This is a genomic window from Streptomyces sp. SID5910 (assembly GCF_009862125.1).
Lineage (GTDB): Bacteria > Actinomycetota > Actinomycetes > Streptomycetales > Streptomycetaceae > Streptomyces.
Genome location: NZ_WWHX01000077.1, coordinates 1 through 12,923, shown reverse-complemented (window position 1 = coordinate 12,923; position 12,923 = coordinate 1). Strand labels below are relative to the sequence as shown.

Annotated in this window: 13 protein-coding genes; 9 read left to right on the top strand and 4 right to left on the bottom strand. The window is 71.6% G+C overall.

Going from position 1 to position 12,923, the window contains the following annotated elements; translation table 11 throughout:
- Nucleotides 1–567, top strand: a 567-nt coding sequence (locus GTW67_RS03170; RefSeq protein ID WP_161163255.1) for a substrate-binding domain-containing protein, incomplete at its 5' end; no start/stop codon positions are given.
- Between the two features lie 110 nt (nucleotides 568–677).
- On the opposite strand, the gene GTW67_RS03165 is transcribed toward GTW67_RS03170, so the two are convergent.
- On the bottom strand, nucleotides 678–1,475 hold the full coding sequence (locus tag GTW67_RS03165; protein WP_161163254.1) for an SAM-dependent methyltransferase: 798 nt from the start codon (nucleotides 1,473–1,475) through the stop codon (nucleotides 678–680).
- Nucleotides 1,476–1,625: 150 nt separating this feature from the next.
- On the opposite strand from GTW67_RS03165, the gene GTW67_RS03160 reads away from it, so the two are divergent.
- Nucleotides 1,626–2,210, top strand: coding sequence for a hypothetical protein (locus GTW67_RS03160; RefSeq protein WP_346010544.1), 585 nt, complete (start codon nucleotides 1,626–1,628; stop codon nucleotides 2,208–2,210).
- A gap of 9 nt (nucleotides 2,211–2,219) precedes the next feature.
- Nucleotides 2,220–2,975: a hypothetical protein gene (locus GTW67_RS03155; RefSeq protein WP_237518627.1), complete on the top strand. Its 756-nt coding sequence runs from the start codon at nucleotides 2,220–2,222 to the stop codon at nucleotides 2,973–2,975.
- 52 nt (nucleotides 2,976–3,027) lie between these two features.
- On the opposite strand, the gene GTW67_RS03150 is transcribed toward GTW67_RS03155, so the two are convergent.
- Nucleotides 3,028–4,191 (bottom strand): cytochrome P450 family protein, encoded by a 1,164-nt coding sequence (locus GTW67_RS03150; RefSeq protein ID WP_161163252.1) that lies wholly within the window; start codon nucleotides 4,189–4,191, stop codon nucleotides 3,028–3,030.
- A gap of 29 nt (nucleotides 4,192–4,220) precedes the next feature.
- Nucleotides 4,221–5,486, bottom strand: coding sequence for a sulfite oxidase (locus tag GTW67_RS03145; protein ID WP_161163251.1), 1,266 nt, complete (start codon nucleotides 5,484–5,486; stop codon nucleotides 4,221–4,223).
- 590 nt (nucleotides 5,487–6,076) lie between these two features.
- Here GTW67_RS03145 and GTW67_RS03140 point away from each other — a divergent pair.
- Together GTW67_RS03140 and GTW67_RS03135 are read left to right on the top strand one after the other, a co-directional pair.
- Nucleotides 6,077–6,400, top strand: a complete 324-nt coding sequence (locus tag GTW67_RS03140) for a hypothetical protein (RefSeq protein WP_161163250.1) — start codon at nucleotides 6,077–6,079, stop codon at nucleotides 6,398–6,400.
- An 80-nt stretch (nucleotides 6,401–6,480) separates the two neighbouring features.
- A complete protein-coding gene (locus GTW67_RS03135) occupies nucleotides 6,481–6,666 on the top strand; it encodes a hypothetical protein (protein ID WP_161163249.1) in 186 nt (61 codons plus the stop codon).
- Nucleotides 6,667–6,844: 178 nt separating this feature from the next.
- Here the strand turns inward: GTW67_RS03135 and GTW67_RS38305 are convergent, their stop codons facing one another.
- Nucleotides 6,845–7,906 carry a tetratricopeptide repeat protein gene (locus tag GTW67_RS38305; RefSeq protein WP_161163248.1) on the bottom strand — a complete coding sequence of 354 codons (1,062 nt, stop codon included), beginning with the start codon at nucleotides 7,904–7,906 and terminating at the stop codon, nucleotides 6,845–6,847.
- 98 nt (nucleotides 7,907–8,004) lie between these two features.
- On the opposite strand from GTW67_RS38305, the gene GTW67_RS36840 reads away from it, so the two are divergent.
- The 4 genes from GTW67_RS36840 to GTW67_RS03115 all read left to right on the top strand — a co-directional run.
- Nucleotides 8,005–8,175: a hypothetical protein gene (locus GTW67_RS36840; protein ID WP_202436762.1), complete on the top strand. Its 171-nt coding sequence runs from the start codon at nucleotides 8,005–8,007 to the stop codon at nucleotides 8,173–8,175.
- Between the two features lie 522 nt (nucleotides 8,176–8,697).
- Nucleotides 8,698–10,560, top strand: coding sequence for an ABC transporter ATP-binding protein (locus tag GTW67_RS03125; protein WP_161163257.1), 1,863 nt, complete (start codon nucleotides 8,698–8,700; stop codon nucleotides 10,558–10,560).
- 202 nt (nucleotides 10,561–10,762) lie between these two features.
- The gene (locus GTW67_RS03120; protein WP_161163247.1) at nucleotides 10,763–12,202 is read left to right on the top strand and encodes a phosphotransferase; all 1,440 of its coding nucleotides are present in this window, start codon (nucleotides 10,763–10,765) and stop codon (nucleotides 12,200–12,202) included.
- A partial coding sequence (locus tag GTW67_RS03115; RefSeq protein WP_346010543.1) for a GNAT family N-acetyltransferase occupies nucleotides 12,199–12,923 on the top strand: 725 nt, incomplete at its 3' end. The genes GTW67_RS03120 and GTW67_RS03115, both read left to right, overlap by 4 nt.

Sequence of the window (12,923 nt, the reverse complement as noted above, 5' to 3'; positions counted from 1 at the left end):
GCCACTACCGCCCACAGCCTCGGCGCGGGTCTGGCCGTACGGCACCTGGTCACGCTCGGCCACCGCCGCATCGCCTTCGTCACCGCGCGCTTCAGCCCGACCACCAAGGCCCTGCGCGAAGGCTGGCAGGAAACCGTCGCCTCACTGGGCCTGCCGGACCACACCGGCCTGACGCACGACGTCCCTTCGTACGGTTCCTCCGGATGGGCGGACGCCTACGACGCCACACTCCGCGCATGTCGGGAGGCGGGCGCCACCGCGCTGTTCGTGCACTCCGACAGCGAAGCCATCGGCCTGATCGAACGCGCTCACGAACACGGCCTCACCGTCCCCGACGACCTCGCCGTCATCACCTACGACGACGAAGTGGCCGCGGCCGCCGACCCTCCCCTGACCGCCGTACGCCCGCAGAAGCACCGGCTCGGCGTCCTGGCCGCCGAACTGGCGCTGGCCCGTGCCTCCGATCCGGTCGAACGCCCCGTCCACCGGGTCGAGTTGTGGCCAACCCTGGTCGTCCGCGCGTCCTGCGGAGGCACCGCGCCCGTGCCCGCCCCGGTGAGCCGGTGAGCCGGTGACCTTCACTCGCGCAGGAACGTGCCGAGTCGGCAATCGACGCGCTGAGGTCGCCAACTGCCGCCCGGGCCGGGGCGTGTGCGTTCTCTGAGTGCGGGTGGCGCTCAGCCCGTCTTGCGGGCGACGGCTCCGTAGATGCCGACGCCGGCCGTTGTCGTCGTCGGCGGTATCTCGGGCCGCCACGAAGGGACTTGTACCAGGCCGGGCTCTACCAGCTCGAAGCCGTCGAGGTACCGCTCGATCTCGGCGCGGGACCGTAGGTTGAGAGGGGCGGCGGCCCTGTTGTAGACGGCCCGCGCCCCGCTGCAATCGGCGAAGTCGCCCGTGGCGTGCGAGAGCACCAGGAAGCTGCCGGGCGGCAGCGCGTCGCGCAGCGTGGCGACGACCCGCTCGGGATGCTGCGCGTCGGTGAGGAAGTGGAGGACGGAGACGAGGAGCAGAGCGACCGGCTCGTCGAAGTCGATGGCGTCGCGGACGCCGGGGTGGTCCAAGAGGGCCCGCGGGTCGCGGAGATCGGCGAGCGCGACGCTGATCGCGTCGGAGCTGCGCAGCAGGGCGTCCGCGTGGGCCGTCACGATCGGATCGTTGTCGACGTACGCGACGCGCACGTCCGCCGCCAACTCCAGGGCGACTTCGTGCACGTTGGGCGAGTGGGGCAGCCCGGCGCCGATGTCGAGGATCTGCCGGAGGCCACGGCCGACGACGTGGCGGACGGCGCGCTCCAGGAAGGCACGGTTCGCTCGGGCACCGACGCGTTCCTGCGGTGCGGCGGCGAGGAGTTCGTCACCGGCCTGTTGGTCAACCTGGTAGTTGTCCTTGCCGCCGAGCAGGTAGTCGTAGATCCTCGCGGAGTGAGGCCTGCCGGTGTCGATCTCCGGGACGCGTAAGCCGTGCTGTGCCACGTGGCGCTCCTCTCAGCGATCGCTGCGGTCCGTGGGCGCGGGGAGCGCACACCCTGCCGATGATGCGATCCTGCCCTTGCGCCCGACGGCGTGTCAACTAAAGTACACAAACGCAAGATCGATGATGGCGAGAGAGATCACTACGTGAGTGTGAGTCGTGACGAGGGGGAGGGCGCGGGTGGTGCCGCCGCCGAAACGCGGCGCTCGCAGCCGCTCTCCCTCGCGCAGAAACTGAAGTCGCTCATGGCTCGCCGAACGGACGCCAGGGGCAAGGCGTATGTGTCCCGTACCTTGTCCCAGGCTGTCGACGACCTGCCCGATCCGCCCACGTCCGCGTCGTTCGCGCTCATCGCGAAACTCGCCGGCGGTCAGCAGGACAACCCGACCGTCAAGACCGTCCTCGCCCTGTGCCGAGCCCTCGGCGACGTGCCGCCGGCCCACTTGCTGCCGCATGCGAGCTACGACGACCTCGAAGCGCTCGAAGCCTTCGAGAACCCCCTGGCCCGTCAGGTGCTCGCCTTGCTGAACGACCTGCCGGAGAGCGAGATGCGAGAGGTCGTCGCGCATCTGGAGCTACGGCGGGAAGCTCTCGGCATGCCGTCCGTGCCGGACTGCACGGGCCCGGGCGGCTCGGCCTCGGACCGCTCGCGCGTCGAGAAACCGAAGAAGGCCAGGCGACGACGGACAGGAACCGAAGCCGCTCAATACGCGGCCGATGCACTGGAAGGTCTCTAATTGGACGGCATGATCTTCGGCTCCTGCACCGTTGCGGGAGTCATCGTCACCGTGCTCTGCACCCGCAGGGCCATTCATCACCCACGGGTCTTCACCTGGCTGATCGCCGTGGCGTTCGGTGTGTGCACCCTGGGAGTGTTCTTCGCGATACCCGCGGTCGCCCGGGCCGCCGAGCAGGTCACCGGCCTGGACAACGCCGGCAAGCTGGTGGCGCACATCTGCGCCATCCTCTGGTGTGCGTCACTACAGATCACCATGGTCGACCTGGCCTATCGCCCGGAGTACCTGCGCATCGCCATGCAGCAGCGGATATTCGCGGCTGCCGTCGAGTTGGCCGTCATGATCCCGCTCTTCGTCGCGGCGAACGACGACGACATCGAGTTCACCACGGCGTACGCCGACCACCCGCCCGTGGCCGCCTACTTGCTCATCTACCTCTCCTACGTCCTGGTCACCTGCGGTGAGCTGGTCTTCATGTGCGGCCGGACCGCCCGCCGCAGCTGGACCGACCGCCCGTGGACCGGCGCCGGTTTCGCCCTGTGCGCGCTCGCGGCCGCCCTGGGCGTCGGATACACGATGTCCAAAGGGTCGTACATCGTCTTCTACACACTCGACAGCCCGTGGTCCCTCGACGTCGAGGAGGCGGTGAGCCCGGTGCTGAGCGGACTCGCCGTCTTGTTCCTCTTCGTCGGCCTGACCCTGCCCATGCTCGGCGGGCTGCTCCAGCGGCGGCCACGCCGAGGCCGTGAAGTTCCGGACAGCTGAGCCGCGTTGCGAGCCGTGGGCCGCATCCCCTGGGTGCGGCCCACGAGTCGGGTCAGTAGCTGACGTGCAGGGCCGTCAGGCTGCGGGAGCGCAGCGAAGGCCGCCACCGGGGCTCCACGTCTGCCGCCTGAAGACCGGGAAGGCGCGCGAGCAGGGTCTGAAGGGCGATCTCCGCCTCCGTCCTGGCCAGTGCCGCCCCCAGGCAGTAGTGGATGCCGAGGCCGAGAGCGAGATGGCCCGTGGCGTCTCGCCCGATGTCGAGCCGGTCCGGATCCTCGAAGCGCGCAGGGTCGCGGTTCGCGGCGGCAAGGGACAGCAGGACCGTCTGTCCGGCCGGCACGGTGACCCCGCCGAGCACCAGGTCCTCGGTGGCGAAGCGCCTGATGGCGAGCAGCGCGGGTCCTTCGAACCGGGCGAGTTCCTCGACAGCGTCCGGCAGGCGGGTGGGATCTTCGCGCAGAAGCGCCAACTGCTCCGGGTGCTGCACGAGCGTGAGCACCGCGTTGCCGATCAGGTGGACGGTGTTCTCGAAGCCGGCCACGAGGACGAGGAAGGCGAGCGACATGAGCTCGTCCTCGCTGAGAGCGTCCCCCGCGTCGCGGACGCGGATCAGGTCGGACAGCAAGTCGTCCGCCGGGCGACGGCGCTTGTCCGCCAGGAGCTCGGTGAAGAAGGCGAGCATCGCGGCGACGGCGTCACGAGCCGCTGTCGGGCGGGCGGGGTCGGGGGCGAGGAGTGCGTGCGTCCAGCCGCCGAAGTCGACTCGGTGGCGATCCGGGACACCGAGCAGATCGCAGATCACCGTGATCGCCAGCGGCGCGGCGTAGGAAGCGATCAGGTCGGCACGACCGTGTTCGCCCAGAGGATCGAGGAGTTGGTCCGCGGCCTTCTGGATGGGCGCCCGGAGCTGCTGGACCCTGCTCGGGGTGAAGGCACGGCCGACCAGGCGGCGGATACGCGTGTGGTCGGGCGGATCCATGTTGAGGAGGTTGGCGTCGAGCGCGGGCGGCAGGGCGAAGCCCGTGTACCCGTCCACGGAGTTCCTCTTGTCCAGCGAGAGCCGGGGATCAATGAGCGCCTGTCGCACGTCGTCGTAGCGCGTGACCAACCAGGCCCGGCTCCCGTCCGGGCCGGTGATCGGATGCACGGGCGACGCGCTCCGCAGGCGGTCGTACACCCGGTAGGGATCCTTGACGAGATCGTCCGCAGCGTCCATGTGCCCTACCCTACGGGCCCGTTCGTCGTTCAGACGGCGTGCACCGGGTGGCGGACGACTGCGTCGAAGAGGTAGCCCTGCGTGTTGGCGGTGGTGGCGTCGGGCTGGGTCCGTCCGGTGCTGTCGGTGGCGCGGGCCAGCAGGGTGTGGGGGCCGGGGGCCGACGGACGCCACCGGGTGGACCAGCGGACCCAGCCGTCCCGGCGCGGCCTGTCGTGCAGCCGGGCCTCGTCCCAGGTGGTGCCGCCGTCGGTACTGACCTCGACCCGGACGATGCCTCCGGTCCCGGACCAGGAACGCCCGGTGAGCCGGTGCGCGGTGCCCGCGGGCAGGTTCGCCTCCCAATCCAGCTCGAAGGCGCTCTTGATGGTCTGCCGGGTCAACGGGGCGCTGCCGCCGGCCGGGTGGGCGTCCCCGAAGAGCCGGTAGAAGTCGGTGTTCCAGGGCGAGTAGAGGGGCTGCGCCGCCACCTCGATGTCGCCGATCCACTTGATGGAGGCGACGCCGATCCAGGACGGCACCAGGAGCCGAACGGGGTGGCCGTGGTCGGGCGGCAGCGGTTCGCCGTTCATCTCGTGGACGAGCAGGACGTCGTCGAGGGCCTTGGACAGCGGCAGCGGACGGCGGACCCGGCCGAGGTCGGTGCCGTCGGCGGTGGCGTAGGGGGCGTCGAGACCGCGTGGCATGACGTCGACGGCGCGCCGGTGCAGGCCGGCTCGCTTGAGGACGTCGGCGAGGCGGACACCGCGCCAGCGGGCGGCGCCGATCGCGCCGAGCGTCCAGGCGGTGCCGCTGACGGGCTGGCCCTGCTGGGTGGTGAACAGGCTGCGTCCGTTGCCGGCGCACTCCACGAACGCGCTGTGCGAGACGGCCGGGAACGTCTTCAGGTCGTCGAGGGAGAACTCGACCGGGCGGCGGTGGCGGAGGCCGTCGCCCCAGACGGTGAGCGACCAGTCGGCGGCGTCGAGGACGGGCGTCGTGGTGTGGTTGCGGACGAAGAAGCGCTCGTTGGGGGTGTGGTAGCCGGTTCCGGCGAGGGCGGCGAACCGGGTCTCGGCGTTGGTGCCGCGGACGGTGAACCACGCCTCGGGCAGGGGCTTGACGATCCCGGCCGCGGTGACGGCCCGGTCGGCGGCCCGCGCGAGGGGGCCCGGCGCCGCGGTGGCGGCCCCGGCCAGTCCGGCGGCCGCGAGGAGCCGGAGCATGTCGCGGCGGGCGACACCGTCGGCGCGGGCCTCGCCGGCCAGCCATTGGCGGAGTCTGCGGCGGTCGTGAGCGGTTTCGGAGGTACGCATGGCGGCCTGCCTTTCGCCCGAAGCACGGCCCTTGCCGGAGCGAGGACGGTGCGCCGGGGACGCGGAGATGGAGGTGGAAGGCCCCCGGGACGGAGAGGTCCCTTGGGGCGGCGCCCGGCATCGGTGCGGTGCGCCCACCCGGCGGGTGGACGGGAACCGCGCAGCGCGGACTACTCGGTGGGGATCAACAACAGCCGTGGAGGACGAGCACACGGGACCGCGGGGCGGTGGTGCGGCGTCGGCTGAGGATCATGCCGCCATGCTACGGAAGCGGTGGCGCGCGCGGGCCGGAACCGGCGTACTCGCCGCGTGGGGGCGCCAGTTCCGGCGGTGCCGCGCGGTCTCGGTGCCGAATGGAGAGCGATGCGCTGGGCCTCGTCGTCCGGACGGGCAGCGTCATCGCGACGTACCACTCTCTGGGCGTCGGCCCCCGCCGCGACCGCGCGTTGCCCACCGGGCCGGGCCACGCCTTCCGCCTGCGACGTTGCAGCCTCGGTGCCCATCTCGCTGCGTAGACTTTGGCTCGTATGCCCGTGTGTGATGGCTACGCGCACACTGACGGTTTCCCGTTCGCTCCGAAGGACTGAGCCGTGCCCGACCGACCTGAGATCGTCTGCATCTGCGGCTCCACCCGTTTCGCGAACGAGATGAGCGCGGCGAACCGTGACCTGACCTTCGCAGGTGTCATCGTCGTCGCGCCAAGCGTCTTCCTCCGTACCGAGGATCACGAAGCAGACGAGTCGATCACCGACGAGCAGAAGACCGCGCTGGGCGCCCTCCACCTGCGCAAGATCGACCTGGCCGACCGGGTTCTGGTCGTCAACCCGGGCGGGTATGTCGGCGAGTCCACGAGCAGGGAGATCGCGTACGCCCACGCCACCGGCAAGCCGGTCTCGTTCACCGACCCCTCCTGACCAGTAGACGCTTCGCGTGACCCTGCCAAAGCCGTAAAAGGGGCTCTCCCGCGGACGATGGGGCATGGCATGCTCGGCGCATGGCCCGCACCATCTTCCACGCCTCCATCGCGACGGACAGCCACGAGGTGACGACCGCGCTCCTGCGTGGCTGGCTCGTGCGACCGGAACTGTCGATGGCCGTGCGGCGGACCGGCTTCGAGACGACCGAGTGCTGCCCAGGCCCGGCTCGCTGCTCTTTGCCACCGCCGTCTTCGCCGCGCTGAAGTCGGTCGCCGGCCGAACTTGGTGTCGCCCTGCCGACGTACACGATTCCCTCCAGCTCCCCGCCGAGGATCTCTGCGGCCGCGGCCGTCCCGGTTGACGGGCGGGCGAGGCGTGCCCTGGAAGACGTGGGCGCGCTTGTCGAACCTCCCCACGACCTGTTGCTGAGCGGCCGATACCTCATCGAGCGCGGCGACGACGCCAGTCAAGTCTCCTGCCCAGGCCTCTCGTCCACGCCAGATGGAAGCGGGCAGGCAGGGCCTCGGGGTGGTCGAGACCGAGCGTCCGGAGCATCGAGGCGAGCGACCTTCCGAGCATGGCCACCGCCCCCGCAGCGTCTCCGGCGAGCCCCCGGGACACGGCGAGGTTGTGCCGCGTGGCCAGCGCCAGCGGGTGGATCGGGCCCAGAGCACGTTCCACGTCAGGAAGCAGTGTGGCGTAGGCGTTCGCCGCGCCGGCATGGTCACCTGACCATTCTTGAAGTTGAGCCAGGATGTTCCGTGCCTGGAGTGTGTCGTGGTGATTCGGTCCCAGAATCCTGCTCAGGTCGACGAGCAGATCGACGCAGGCGCCGACGGCTCCGGCGAGGTCTCCGGCATCCGCCAGTGCACGGACGAGCTTGGGCCGGTGCTGGAGAACCTTGGGGTGGTCGGGGCCCAGCTCCCGAGCCAGTGCGTCGAGCAGTTCGGCGCACCGTGCCGCTCTGGAGGCGGCGTCGGAGGGCGGCTCGTGCGGCATGCCTTCGTCGCCGGAATGCCAGACAGATCCCTCGCTGGATCTCCTTGCGTAGGAGGCAGCCGACTCCCCTTGCTGCGAGTCCTGTTCGCTGCGTCCGCCGTCGGCGGCCCTGCGCTGTCGTACCCTCTCGCGCGCCAAGGACAGATTCGTCCGGGCGGCGATCGTGGCGGCGTGCGCGGGGCCCAGAACCCGGTTCAGGTCAGGGAGGAGGGCTTCGAGTACGGCGATCGCCCCCGTGCCGTCGCCGAGGTCGCTCAAATAGGACGCGTGGTTGTTCCGAAACGCGAGGGTGTCCACGTGGTCCGGCCCCAACAGGCGTTCCGCGTCGACGGCGAGTTGCGCGTAGGCGCTCGCCGCTCCTGCCGCGTCTCCCGTTTCCCCGCGCCGCTGGGCGAGTTCGTGGCGGGCTTCGAGGACGTCCGGGTGGTTGTTCCCCAACGCGGCTGTCCGCTCGGCGAGTCGGTCCCCCGGCTTCAGCGTGTCCTCGGCCAGACCTTCCCGCACACCGGCCGGGAACCTCTCGGCCGCGCCGATGTCGGGGACGGTGTCCGGCTGCGAGAGTCCCAGGGTGCGCCATACTCGCCGACTTCCCCGACGAGACGATGGAGACCATCGACGCGTGGAGCCGCCACGAGGACTACCGGGTACGCCGGTTGGCGAGCGAGGCCGTCCGCCCTCTCCTGCCCTGGGCCCCACGCCTCGCGCTCCCCGTCGACGCGGGCCTGCCTGGCCGCCGCTTTCCGGCCGTCGCCTTCACCGTCGTCGACACCTGACGATCTCCCGCTCTTCCCCGATCACCCACTGCAAGGCCGCCGCCATCGCACCGCGCGGCCGGCCCGGTCCGTGCTGTCCGCAATTCCCTGAAGGAGTGGTCCGACCTGATCGAACGAGTTTGAGCCGCGACACCCCAGAGCCCGCACGACCCATCTCCAGTAATAGAACTGTCGTTCACCAAATGCCCTCCGATCGGGCCGTGACGGGACCAGACCCACCGCGTTCTTAGAGCATCCGTGCCACACCGACGCCCATACGGAGGACGCCATGCATCCCACCCTCGCCCCGTTGCAGCAGCCTCCCGGAATCGAACGGCGGCCCGGGCCGATCCAGCGCGGCGTTGACGGAACCATCGCCTCAGAACGTCCGGATACGGGGTGGGCGGCATGAGTGAGCCCGCCGACGCATCAGCCGACAGCGTTCCCGGCCCGCGCACCACCCCCGCAGCGCCCGTCGTCTCCTCCACCACCCCGTCCGCCCCCTCGACGGCGATCGCGCCCCCGACCGCTCCCGAGCCGCAGATGCGGTACGTCGACCTGACCGGCAGCCGCGAGGCAGCCGGACGCTCGATCCGCATGCGCGACATGGCCCGCCGCCTTCCGCAGCTGGTGCGCCGCTCGCTGGCCCTGGCCTGGCGCGTCGACCGGCGGGCGACCGCCGGCCTCCTGCTGTGCCAACTGATCACCGGCGTGATGCAGGCCCTCGGCCTGGTCGCCATCGCCGGCACCTTGACCGCACTGCTGCGTGACGGAGACGTCTACAACCGGCTCCTTCAGGCATGGCCGTCGGTCGCTCTGCTCGCCGGGGCCACCGGCGTGCGCGCGCTCCTCGGCATCACCGTCAACTGGCTCTCCTCCCGACTCGGCCCGCTGATGTCCCGCGAGGCCGAGCAGATGCTGCTCACCGGCTGCGCCGAGGTCGAGCTGTGCGCCTACGACGACCCCGACTTCAACCGCGACCGCGAGGCCGCCGACCGCGGCGCCCAGGTCACCGGCGATCTGATCAACGAAGGGCAGGACCTGATCGCCTCGGCCGCCGCCTTCCTCGCCGGGGCCATCGTCCTCGCCGGCGTGCACTGGGTCCTTCTCCCCCTCCTCGTCGCCGCCAGCCTCCCGCAGGCCCTGGCCCAGGTCAGCGCCGCTCGCGTCCGCTACCTGGCGAACCTCCGCAGCAACGGCGACAACCGGATGCTGTCCGTGCTGCGCTGGCACATCTACACGAAGGACGCCGCCGACCAGATCCGCGCCGGCACCATGGCCGACTTCCTCTCCGGCCGGTACCGGCAAACCGTCGCCCGCATCAACCACGAGGACCGGGTCGCGGCCGACCAGGGCGCCCGGATGTCCCTGGTCGGCGCGGTGTGCGGAGGTCTGGGGTCAGCGGTGGTGTGGGCGGCCGTCGTGTGGCTGCTCGCCACTGGCCGCATCAGCGTCGGGCATGCCGGCACGGCCGTCTTCGCCCTTCAGACCGCCGGCATGGCGGTCCGTGGCCTGGTCGCCGTCGGCGCCCGCGCCGTGCGGACCGGGCTGTACATGGACGACTGGACCGGCTTCCTCGACAAGGCCGGCGGCTACCGCATGCGGCGGGGCCCGCACCGCCCCGAGCCGCCGGAGACGATCGAGGTCAAGTCGGTCACCCACCGCTACGCGGGCAAGGACCGCGACGCCCTGTCCGACGTCTCCCTCACCCTGCGCCGGGGCGAGGTCACCGCGCTGGTGGGCTTCAACGGCTCGGGCAAGTCGACGCTGTCCAAGCTGGTCAGCGGCCTCTACCTGCCCACGAACGGCCAGGTGCTGTGGGACGGCGTCCCCACCGGCGACGCCGACCCACTGGCCCTGTGGAAGCAGGTCGCCCTCGTACCGCAGGACTACGCGCACTGGCCGCTCACCGTGCGTGAGAACGTGACGCAGGGCCAGCCCACCGCGCGCGGCGACGCGGCGGTCCGCGAGGCGTGCGAGGCGGCCGACGCCCACGAGGTCGTCGACAAGCTCGGTGCCGGCCTGGACACGCTGCTGGCCCGCGAGTGGCTCAACGGAGAGGAACTGAGCGGCGGCCAGTGGCAGCGCATCGCCCTGGCCCGAGCGTTCTTCCGCCAGGCCGGTCTCCTGGTCCTCGACGAGCCGACGGCCAACCTGGACCCCCGTGCCGAGTTCCGCATCTTCCAGCGGCTGAGGGCCCTCGCCCGGGACCGGGCGGTGCTGCTGGTGACCCACCGCATCACCAACGTGGCCGTCGCCGACCGCATCGTGGTCCTCGACGAAGGCCGCGTCGTCCAGCAGGGCACCTACGCACAGCTCTCCCAAGAGCCAGGACTTTTCCAGCAGTTGCTGTCCTACCAGATCACGTCCGAGCCGGACGATGACAAGCACGAGGCCACCGCGTGAAGGGCTCCGGCGCCACCCCTGCGCACCCCGCCGAAGCGGCTGGCCTCATCGCCGCGAACCTCTCCGCCCCTCCGCCGTCCCGAGGTGATGACGTGCCACTCCCCCGCCACCTCACATGCAGCGCGGCGGCCATCGACCGGGAACAGCGCCTGGAGGAGACCGTGTGCACGATCCCGCTCGCCCGGCGTCCGGCAGGTGAACGATGAGCGGCGGGCAGCGGCACACCGAGCCCGTGGACGTCCACCTGATCCTGCGCCGGGAGACCGCCGGAGGACCGCAGGTGCTGCTGTCGCGGCGGGCCGGGCGGGTGTACGCCACGGGCCTGTGGCACCTGCCGTCCGGGCATCTGGACGGTCCGCACGAGGACGTCGTCACGGCCCTGGTACGCGAGACGCGGGAGGAGACCGGTGTCGTCATCGACCCCTCCGACGTGCGGGCGGCCGTGACCGTGCACCACCGCGGTCCCGGCGGCAGCAGTCGCACCGGGTACTTCTTCGAGGTCCGGCGCTGGCAGGGCGAGCCCCGGATCGCGGAGCCGGAGGTCTGCGACGCCATGGAGTGGGCGTATCTGGGCGCGCTGCCCACGGGGATGGTGGCGTACTGCCGCGCCGGGCTGGACGCCTACACCGCCGACGCACGGCTGGCCCTGCACTTCCAGATGCCCGGTGACGCCGTCGCCTTCGACCCCGCAGCCGACCGCCTGCGCCTCGTCCCGGCCGTGACCGTCGGACAAGGCCCCGTCGGTCCCGGCGCGGCGGTCGAGGGATTCGCGGAGCGGTCGGTCGGCCGGATCGCCGGGTGGGTGGACACGTCGTGGGCGCGGGAGAGCAGCCGCGTCTGGCGTGCTGACGGCGCCCAAGGCGGCACCTGGTATGTGAAAGTGCACCAGAGCGAGCGGTTCCACAGCCGTGAGGTACGGGGCCTGCGGACATGGGCGCCGTCCTTGGGAGCGGCCGCGCCCCGGCTGGTGGCGGCCGACGAGGCGCTGCGGGCCGTGGTGATCACCGCTGTGCCGGGCCGTCCGCTGCACGGCATGCTCCTGGCCCCGGAGCGGGAGCAAGCGGTCGTCCAGCGGATCGGCGCGCTGGCCCGCCGCATCCACGGGTCCTGCCCGGCCCGTCCCGCTCCAGCGGGCAGTGGCCCGGCGATCGGCAAGGCGGACCGGCATCTCGCGGAAGCGCGGGCGCATCTCCAGCCGGGCGACGCGGAGTTCGTCCGCGACCTGGTCGCGCGGGCCGGGCCCTTGGAGCCGCTGGAGTGGGTGGAGACCCACGGCGACTTCCAGCTCCGCAACATCCTCTACAACCCCTGCACCACCGCGGAAGACTCCGGTCCGTTCGTGGCGGTGATCGACCTGGAGCGCAGCGAGCCAGGGCCGGCCGTTCGAGATCTGGCCCGCCTGTCCGACGCCTGGCACGGGCGTCCCGACCTGCTCGCGGCGTTCCTGGGCGGGTACGGCAGGCAGCTGACCCCGGCCGAACGGGCGCGGCTGGTCATCGACGCGGCCCTCGACTCGGTCAGCGGGATCGCCTACGGCTCCGCCCACGGTGATCCCGAGCTGGTCGAGCGCGGTCGGCGAACACTGGCCCGGCTGCGCGCCGAGCATCACGACCCCTTCTCACTGACAGGAGAACCCTGGTGAACGCCGACCCCGCACCCACCGCCGCGGCCGACCCGCCGCCTGTCGCCGGGCAAGCACCGGTGCGCGCGGCGACGTCCGCTGATGCCGAGGGCATCATCCGCATGCGCTCCGCCCATGTCCTGTCCTCGCCCATGGACGAGGAGTGGATCGGGCGGTCCGCGGACGAGCTGGCGTCCCGGCTGGCTCCGGCGGGCGACGCGCGCGCGTTCGTCATCGACGCCCCGGACGGCGCGCTGGCCGCCTGCGCCCTGGGCCTGATCCACCCGGTCCTCTCGGCCCCGGCTTACCCCCGTGGCATGGCCGCGCGCCTCCAGATCGTGGCCACCCACCCCGATTTCCGGCGCCGCGGCTACGCCCGCGCGGTGGTCACCGCGCTGGTCGACCACCTCGCCGACGCCGAGAGCGTCACCCTGTTCGAGCTCCACGCCAGTGTGGAGGCCCAGCCGCTCTACCGGGAGCTGGGCTTCACGGGCAGCCCGGCGCTGATGCGGATGACGCGTCTCCGACCGGCAGCCGCGGCGGGCGCCCCGGAGAACGGTCCGGCGTGGATGCCGCCCGAGCAGTACGCCGAGACGGTGCTGAAAGCCACCGCGTTCGCGTGCGTGCACTTCACCGACAAGGACGGCCGGCCGCTCCAGCTGCACTCCGTGTACTCCCCCGGCCACCCGTGGCAGATGGTCGGCGGGACGATGGACCACGGGGAGCGGCCCTTCGAGACGGA